Source organism: Nostoc sp. S13 (genome assembly GCF_029379315.1).
Lineage (GTDB): Bacteria > Cyanobacteriota > Cyanobacteriia > Cyanobacteriales > Nostocaceae > Nostoc.
Genome location: NZ_JAQYWQ010000199.1, coordinates 1 through 7,098, shown reverse-complemented (window position 1 = coordinate 7,098; position 7,098 = coordinate 1). Strand labels below are relative to the sequence as shown.

At 44.1% G+C, this 7,098-nt stretch carries 6 protein-coding genes; 5 read left to right on the top strand and 1 reads right to left on the bottom strand.

The features are described 5' to 3' along the window. The coding region (vnfG, locus tag PUQ00_RS31680; protein ID WP_300423876.1) for a V-containing nitrogenase subunit delta at positions 1-681 on the top strand (681 nt) is incomplete at its 5' end. 79 nt (positions 682-760) lie between these two features. On the opposite strand, the gene PUQ00_RS31675 is transcribed toward vnfG, so the two are convergent. Continuing rightward, a complete protein-coding gene (locus tag PUQ00_RS31675; protein ID WP_300423874.1) occupies positions 761-976 on the bottom strand; it encodes a hypothetical protein in 216 nt (71 codons plus the stop codon). A gap of 118 nt (positions 977-1,094) precedes the next feature. Here PUQ00_RS31675 and vnfK point away from each other — a divergent pair, with 118 nt between their 5' ends. The 4 genes from vnfK (at position 1,095) to PUQ00_RS31655 (ending at position 6,795) form a co-directional block, all read left to right on the top strand. Then, on the top strand, positions 1,095-2,480 hold the full coding sequence (gene vnfK, locus PUQ00_RS31670) for a V-containing nitrogenase subunit beta (RefSeq protein ID WP_300423873.1): 1,386 nt from the start codon (positions 1,095-1,097) through the stop codon (positions 2,478-2,480). Positions 2,481-2,721: 241 nt separating this feature from the next. Further along, positions 2,722-4,254 (top strand): nitrogenase component 1, encoded by a 1,533-nt coding sequence (locus PUQ00_RS31665; RefSeq protein WP_300423871.1) that lies wholly within the window; start codon positions 2,722-2,724, stop codon positions 4,252-4,254. A 408-nt stretch (positions 4,255-4,662) separates the two neighbouring features. Then, on the top strand, positions 4,663-6,006 hold the full coding sequence (locus PUQ00_RS31660; protein WP_300423870.1) for a nitrogenase component 1: 1,344 nt from the start codon (positions 4,663-4,665) through the stop codon (positions 6,004-6,006). Positions 6,007-6,297: 291 nt separating this feature from the next. Next, positions 6,298-6,795 (top strand): protein kinase, encoded by a 498-nt coding sequence (locus PUQ00_RS31655; RefSeq protein ID WP_300423869.1) that lies wholly within the window; start codon positions 6,298-6,300, stop codon positions 6,793-6,795. The last annotated feature ends 303 nt before the right edge of the window (positions 6,796-7,098 follow it).

Below are 7,098 nucleotides of genomic sequence, written 5' to 3'. Positions count from 1 at the left end.
GCTGCGCCACAGGTTCAACAGCCAGCTAAAGAAACTGCGCCACAGGCCAAACAGCTAGTTAAGGAAACCACTTCAGAGGTCAAACAGCTAGTTAAGGAAGCCACTTCAGAGGTCAAACAGCTAGTTAAGGAAACCACTTCAGAGGTCAAACAGCTAGTTAAGGAAGCTGCGCCACAGGTTCAACAGCCAGCTAAGGAAGCTGCACCACAGGCCAAACAGCAAGCTAAGGAAGCTGCGCCACAGGTTCAACAGCCAGCTAAGGAAGCTGCGCCACAGGTTCAACAGCCAGCTAAGGAAGCTGCACCACAGGTTCAAGCGCAAGCTAAGGAAATCGCGTTATACATTCAAGAGCGAGCTGCGGAAGTCACGAAATTAATTCAAGAACGGTGTCTGTGGCAGTTTCACTCGCGTGCATGGGATCGGGAAGAAAACATCAATGGTGTTCTCAATATGGCCGCCCAAATCTTGACTGGAGAAAAGGTGGTTCTGGAAACCTTGATCCACAGGGGTTTTTATGCAGATGCGAAGATCCTTTCGGCTGACCTGGAAATTAGGTTTTCATGGTTAAATAACATGGAAAACTCGCAAAAGAAGGCAGTACTGGAATCTGTTAAAGCAATGCTGGTCGATATTGTAATAACCAAGTCGAAGAATGGTGAATTGCATTATTCGCTTTATTAAAGCAATTAGATCGGTAATTCAACCAAACGAACGAACGGCGTTGCTCAATTGGAGTATGAATTAGAGTCTTGTCATCCTGTTAGTGTTTGTGCAGAAATTTTCTTACAGGGTAGAGAGCGATCGCTACGACGGGCTGTTCGGTGACGCTAAAAGCATTCCCAAGAAGCGTACTGTCCACATAGTGTCTGATTACAGAAGCATCTGATCTAGTTTTCAAGATTTTCCAGAAATTCAATTCTAGTTTTCTTCTGTAATCGATGCTATGGGTAGCTTGCTTCTTGGTTGGATGCAGCATTAGCGATGCCTGCGGCGGGCATCGCTCTACTTTCTTAACCTCAAAATGACAATTCATATCTTCGTTGAACAACGCTAAACAAAATCACGCAACTTTTTACCACATAGGAGTCAAGAGAATGTCTTTAGTCGTAAAACAGAAAGAACGCAAGGGAATCATCAATCCTATATTTACCTGTCAGCCTGCTGGGGCTGAATATGCTTCCATCGGAATAAAAGATTGTATTCCCCTGGTGCATGGAGGACAGGGGTGTAGTATGTTCGTTCGTCTTCTGTTTGCCCAGCATTTGAAGGAAAATTTTGACATTGCTTCTTCTTCACTCCATGAAAATAGCGCTGTTCTTGGAGGACAGCCACGCATTGAGGAAGCCGTACACACTTTAGTAGCACGATATCCCGATTTACGGATTATCCCAATTATTACGACTTGTTCAACTGAGACGATTGGGGACGATATCGAAGGAACCATTAACAAGCTCAACGGCCAGTTAAAGAAAGACTATCCCGATCGCAAGGTTATCCTTGTTCCTGTACATACCCCCAGTTACAAAGGCAGTCAAGTCACAGGCTATAATGTCGGCGTACATGCAATTATTTCTAGCCTAGCAAAAAAAGGCGAACCAACTGGCAAGTTGAACATCATCACTGGGTGGCTTAACCCTGGAGATGTCATTGAAGTTAAGCGCATCTTAAAAGAGATGGACGTTCCAGGGAATATCTTACTGGATACAGAATCCTTCGATGCGCCCACCATGCCCGATAAGACAAGTTTTGCCTTTGGGAATTCAACCATTGAAGAAATTGCTGATTCTGCTAATGCGTTGGGAACTATTGCCTTATGCAAATATGAAGGAGGCAGCGCAGCTGAATTCTTAGAAGAGAAGTTTAAGGTTCCTGCAATCATCGGCCCAACACCAATTGGTATCAAGAATACCGACATCTGGCTGCAAAATATCAGCAAATTGACTGGCAAAGCAATACCAGAATCTTTAGTCAGAGAACGTGGTAAAGCTATTGATGCGATCGCCGACCTCGCTCACATGTTCTTCGCCAACAAGAAGGTTGCTATTTACGGAGATCCCGATTTAGTAATTGGTCTAGCAGAGTTCTGCTTAGAAGTTGAGTTAGAGCCAGTGCTGATGTTGTTGGGAGACGACAACAGAGCTTGCACTAAAGACCCAAGAATTGCCCAGTTGGAGAAGCAAGCAGCTTGTGATATCGAAGTCATCTGGAATGCAGACCTCTGGGAACTAGAGCGCCGCATCAAAGATAAATCCCTCGAAATCGACTTGATTCTAGGTCATTCCAAGGGTCGATATATTTCTATCGATAACAAAATTCCGATGGTTCGGGTAGGCTTCCCCAGCTTTGACCGCGCAGGTCTGTGGAAATACCCCGTGATTGGCTATAAAGGAGCAGAATGGCTAGCAGACAATATTGCCAACGCCATGTTTGCAGATATGGAGAACAAGCACGAGCGCGAGTGGCTCTTAAACGTTTGGTAAAAGGATGATATGTATGGGGGATGGCATCTATCTACAGTGGTATTTCTGTCATCCACCCCCAACTGTCTCGCCAAATCATTAGATGGTATTTCCATCTGAATTTTACGATACTTAGCAATCCTACATCAATTGTAAACCAGGCAGCACCCGTTTAACTGATTAGTCAGAGGGCGGCTCAGTAGCCTGGTTTACGACTCACAGGGTATTGCTACAGAAGCTATTAAAAGACTGGAGAGTGATCATGACTGCAACAAGTATAGATAAGAATGTCGTATTTTACGGAAATTTGAGCGAACTGTATCGCTTGGCAAAAGAGGGTAAGATTAAGACCACTTTACAAGGTAGTCATACCCGTCCCTGTAAATTTTGGACTGCAACGAAGATTTTAAGTGGGATTAAAAATGCGATCGTCATTTCTCACGGGCCAAGTGGCTGTGCTTATGGTGTAAAGCGGGCATACAAGCTGACCAATAGCCGCAATAGTGGTTCACCTTATGAACCCGTGGTGACTACGAACATGAGTGAGAAAGCGGTAATTTTTGGTGGAGAAAAAGAATTAGCAGGCGCGATTCGAGAAGTAGATGAAAAATACCATCCTGATGCGATCGTTGTTGCCACTAGTTGTGCGTCTGGTATTATTGGGGACTGTGTTGATGACGTCGTGAATAAGGCGCGTGGCGAAATCCAGTCTGAAATCATGACGATACATTGTGAAGGATTTGCCGGGGAATATCGCAGTGGATTTGATATCGTATTTCGGCAAATCGTAGACTTTATGGAGCCGCCAACTCCAGAGCGGAAGGCACAACTAGCCGATGCTGTCAATATTGTGGGCGCAAAGATGGGCCCTGAAAGAACAGAAGTCGAAACTGATGTTAAAGAACTGGTGCGATTGATAGAAGGAATGGGGGCACGAGTTCACAGTGTGATCGCTGGTGACTGTACTTTAGAAGAACTCAAGCAAGCACCAAGTGCGGCAGTCAACTGTACTTTATGTTTGGATCTTGGCTATACCATTGGCAAAGCCATGTCAGACAAGTTTGGTACGCCTTTAAATTCTACTATCCTTCCCTATGGAATCAGCGCTACAGAAAAATGGCTCGAAGGGGCGGCAAAATATTTAGGCATGGAAGAACAAGCGGCTGCCCTAATGGAAAAGGAATATGCCGCAATCAAGACTGAATTTGAAGCAGCTAAGGGTTATATAGAAGGGAAGTTAGCGATTATCGAAGGACATGATGCTATCAAGTGCTTATCCCTTGCTCACATGTTGGATCGTGATTTTGGGATGCGTGTAGTAATCTATAACTTCCATCCCTGGAGTACAGAAGCACGAGAAACCAGTGTAGACTACCTATTGGAAACAGGGTTAGACCCGGAAATATTGATTACGAAAGGGACGCTGGCCTTTGGCAAGTACGAGTCCATGAAACAAACCGAAGATGAATTACTAGATTTTATTGGTGGTCTTGATGCAGAATCGGTAGTTTATTTTGGTTCTTCCTTGAGTTTCCCCCATATTCCCGTAGTCGATTTAAATGCTATCTTAAATCGTCCCAGATTTGGCTATCGCGGAGCCTTAAAGGTCGCAAGGTGTATTGAAACAGCACTCCAATATGCCTTTAGACCTCGGAGTGCTTTAACCAAGCAAATGGTATTCCCTAAAGATTCCGGGTTAGCATCTGTTCAATCACTAAGCGGAAAATTAGCTCAAGACATGCCTGATTGTACCGTATATGCAGAGAAGAGACGGGGAAAATGTATGAACGAGTAATAAATGAAATGTGACTTTGCTAAATAAAAGTATGGATTTGTCTCAAACAGAAAATTGTAGGTTGGGTAGAACTTTAGTGTTACCCAACAAACTCTTCGGAAATGTTGAATTTTGTTCCTCAACCCAACCTACGTAGACTGATACGGACAAGGCTTAAGCCAAAAATGTCAAGGCAGAAGCTGTTCCAGGCTGCGCAAAACACGGAAATGTCAAGGCAGAAGTTGCTACAGGGAAGGCAGAAGCTGTTACAGGCTGCGCGAAACACGGAAACGTCAAGGCAGAAGCTCTTACAAGGAAGACAGAAGCCGTTACAGGCTGCACAAAACACGGAAACGCCAAAGCAGAAGTCGCTACAGGCTGCGTGAAACGCGTTTACATAGTCAAGCTTTAAAGAAACAGGAGGAATAAATGTCTGCTGAAACAACTTTTGACAATTGTAACCATAGTAAAGACCCAGTAGTTGGCTGTGCCCTTGAAGGTATTGCAACTACAGTTGCTGGCATCAAAGATGTCAGTATTGTGATTCAGTCTCCACAGGGTTGCGCGTCCACTGTCGCAGCTGGGTATGATGCTCATGAGGTTGATTTCACCAAGCGGAAAGTAGGTTGTACTCGTCTTTTTGAGTCAGACATTGTGATGGGAGCGTCTGAGAAACTCAAAGGGATGATTAAAGAAGCGGATCAATCTTTTGATTCTAAGGTGATGTTTGTCGTTGGGACTTGCGCGGCAGACATCATTGGTGAAGATATTGCGGGATTGTGCAACCAGCTTCAGCCAGATATCAAAGCCAAACTCGTTCCTTTAATGGCTGGTGGGTTTCGAGGCAATGCTTACGATGGCTTGGAAATGGGTTTGGAAGCTTTACTTCCTTTTATAAAAAAAAGGCAGACCAAGAGAAGGGGTAAAAAGCCAAGGATTGTAAATATCATTGCGCCACAGGCAAATCTTAATCCTACTTGGTGGGCTGATTTGGAATGGGTAAAGCAGACGTTAAAATCTTTAAGGATTAAAGTACAGACGGTCTTCTCTCATAATACCTCCTTTGAAGAACTAGAGCAAGCTGGTGAAGCAACCGCCAATATTGTTCTCAGTCATGATGTTGGGTATAAGTTTGCTCGGAAAATGCAACAGACCCATGACATCCCTTTGATCCTTGATGATATACCTTTACCAATAGGTGTAAACAACACTACTCGGTGGTTGAAGGCATTGGCGGCACATTTCAAGATAGATGAAAAAGTGGAGCCAATTATTAAACAAGGCGAAGAAATGGTCGTAGATACACTTCGCAAACGAGCATTGATGATTATTCCCCGATATCGTAACTGTAGAATTGCCGTATCTGCGGATGGGACGCTTGGTATTGGACTGGTGAGAATGCTCTTTGAAGAATTGGAGATGATTCCAGAAGTCTTATTATTTCGTTCGGCGATGCCTGATTCTCGTTCAATTTTGGAGCGAGAACTGTACAGCCTCGGTCTTACTTCCCATATAGTATTTTCGGCAGATGGCTATCAGGTAAAACAAACCTTAGAAGAATTTGATGTTGATGCTGTAATTGGCTCGGCATGGGAAAAATACATGGCAGAGGAATTGGGAATAAAAATTGCTTTTGATGTCTTTAGCCCTACTAACAGAGAAACTTATGTAGACAAGCCATATTTTGGCTATGAAGGCATGATTAATATCATGGAAGTGATTGCTAACGATTGGGATAGAGCTTTTCGTTCTAAAGAGATTCATTGGGAATAGATAGGACTTACGCACAGCTAATGAAAAACGTAGACGCAAAGCGGTGAAGCAGCGCGGGGGGGTTTCCACGCCACTTGACCCCAGTCCGCTCAAGTCGGGAGACCCGTGCATAGCGGCTGGCTCCTTTAAGCCGGGAAACCCGTCCAACGCAGTGGCTCCCCATGAGCGACTGCTGTTAGCGCCACGGAGAACGAGTCTTCTCCCTTCGCGTAGCGTCTCGTAGAGAAGGGGAGACACCAAGGGCGAACGAGCGTCACCCGGAGGGCTTGCCGCAGGCTACCGCAAACGCGAGTGCGTCTCCAAGAGTTGGACGCAAAACGACAACAACCAGTAGTATTGAAAGTTCTGCGGCAAGAATACCCACCCCCAGAAGCGATCGCCCGGTTTAAACTTGAATATGATCTCACACGTCGCTTTCAAGCACCTGGAATTATCTCAGCCTACGACTTGAAAAAATATCAAAACAGCTTAATGTTAGTTTTAGAGGATTTTGGTGGACAACCTCTGCGTGGGTTACTCAATCAATCGCCTCTACCGCTACAAAGTTTTTTGCAATTGGCTATGCAAGTAACAGCAGCTTTAGAAGAAATTCATCAGCAACAGATTATTCATAAAGACATTAATCCTGCCAATATTCTTTTCAATCCCACAACTCAACAAACGAAAATAATTGACTTTGGGATTGCTACTTTGCTGTTGCGGGAAAATCCCCCCTTAGATAATCTTCAACAACCTGAAAGGCTCCCATTTCCACAATCGAGGATTATGATCGGAGATGGGCACTGGTAAATTAGCTCAGTCAAAGGGAAAAATACTAAATTTATTACCTATTGCAGATGGATTTAAAGTTAAAACTGCGACTATAGAGGGTAGTTTGGCAAGACTCGTTAAACAATACAACAACTAATTTCACCTTTGACTAAGCCGATGGTACAATGGCAAAAGCCAAGCAATTGAGTCAATCTATTTATAGATATTATTAACCTATTCAGTCAAAAATTTTGGGAAATGGTATGTAACAGCTTGCAGACTATAGGAATCCTATTTGAGTTTTGAACAAGCTCCGTACATCTGAAGAGTGGCAAAGTCAAA

Bases quoted from the DNA above. Each gene is read 5' to 3' on its own strand.
- PUQ00_RS31660 (WP_300423870.1), top strand. From the start codon at position 4,663: ATGTCTGCTGAAACAACTTTTGACAATTGTAACCATAGTAAAGACCCA.
- PUQ00_RS31675 (WP_300423874.1), bottom strand. From the start codon at position 976: ATGCTGCATCCAACCAAGAAGCAAGCTACCCATAGCATCGATTACAGA.
- vnfK (WP_300423873.1), top strand. From the start codon at position 1,095: ATGTCTTTAGTCGTAAAACAGAAAGAACGCAAGGGAATCATCAATCCT.
- PUQ00_RS31665 (WP_300423871.1), top strand. From the start codon at position 2,722: ATGACTGCAACAAGTATAGATAAGAATGTCGTATTTTACGGAAATTTG.